1 protein-coding gene is annotated in these 1,421 nt (G+C 74.4%); it reads left to right on the top strand.

Translation table 11 applies throughout. The features are described 5' to 3' along the window. Positions 1 to 1,421: bifunctional glycosyltransferase 87/phosphatase PAP2 family protein (locus CCN33_RS28415; RefSeq protein ID WP_086696280.1), on the top strand; the 1,421-nt coding region annotated here is incomplete at both ends.

Below are 1,421 nucleotides of genomic sequence, written 5' to 3'. Positions count from 1 at the left end.
CCAGGCCCGTGGGGCGCCGTACCGTCCTGCTGGCCGCCCCCGTCGCCATCAGCCTCCTGATGGTGTCGCTGCCGGTCCGCAACACCCTCTGGCTCGGGCAGACCAGCGTCATCCCGGTACTGCTCGTCCTGCTGGGCTGCCTCACCGCGCGCGGCGAACGCACGGCAGGCGGGCTCATCGGCCTCGCCGCCGCCCTCCAGCCGACGGTCCTGCTCTTCGCCCCGCTGCTCTGGTTCACCGGCCGCCGCCGGGCCGCGCTCGGCGCCGCCGCCACCTTCGCCGGGGGCACCCTGCTCGCCTGGGCCGCGATGCCGGGCGACTCCCTCACCTACTGGGTGCACCACACGGGGGGCGTCGGCCTCGGCGGCAGCGCCGACGCGCTCGCCAACCAGTCGCTGCACGGCGCCCTGCTCCGGTCCGGGCTCAGCGGCCCGCCGGAGATCGCGCTCTTCCTGCTGCTCGGCGCGGTCGTCGCCGTCCTCGCGCTGCGCCGGGCCGTGGGCTACGCCCGTGACGGGCAGCTCCTGCTCGCCGTGGCCGTCACCGGGTGCGCGGCCGTCGCCGTCTCCCCGACGACCTGGCAGCACCAGCTCCTGTGGGTGCTGCTCGCGGTCGTCGGCCGGGTCGGCAGGCGGGCCGCGGACCGTACGGTCTGGCCGGTCGCGGTGGTCCTGGTGACCACGCTCCCGGCGACGATGATGCTGCCGAACACGCCGGTGATGTACCCGCTGCGGGACAACGTCGTCCTCCTCGCCGCGCTGGCCGCCGCGACCGCCGTCCCCTTCCTGCCGCGCAGCTCCCCGCACTACGACGCCCCGGCGCCCACCCTGTACGCCCGTCAGGTCGCGGCCCGGTTCGGACGCGTACCGCTGCTGCCGTCCCTGCGGCGCTCGCTCACCCGGCCCAATCTGCTGCTGGAGCTGCTGCTCATCCGCGTGACCTACGCGGCCTACGGGCAGGTGCGGCTCGCGGCGACCGGGGGCAGCAACGAACTCGGGCGCGAGAGAGCCGAGCACCACGGGCGGCTGGTGCTCGACGCCGAGCGGTTCCTGGGCATCGACATCGAGCACGCCGTCAACCACGCGGTCGTCCGGGTCGGCTGGCTGCGCGGGTTCCTCGACTTCTACTACGAGTCCTTCCACTTCGTCGTCCCGCTGACCGTGCTCGCGGTCCTCTACTGGCGCCGCCCGGTCGACTACCGCTGGGCCCGGACCTCCCTCGGCTTCGCCACGCTGCTCGCGCTGACCGGCTTCTGGCTGTTCCCGCTGGCTCCGCCGCGTCTGATGCCGGGGCTCGGCTTCGTCGACACCGTGCACGGGGCGCAGGACCTCGCCAACCCGGACTACGGCGCGATGACCGCGATCACCAACCAGTACGCGGCGATGCCCTCGCTGCACTTCGGGTGGTCGCTGTGGTGCGGG

The organism is Streptomyces recifensis (assembly GCF_002154615.1).
In the GTDB taxonomy this organism is placed as follows: Bacteria; Actinomycetota; Actinomycetes; order Streptomycetales; family Streptomycetaceae; genus Streptomyces; species Streptomyces griseoluteus.
This window is presented reverse-complemented; position numbering and strand designations above follow the sequence as displayed.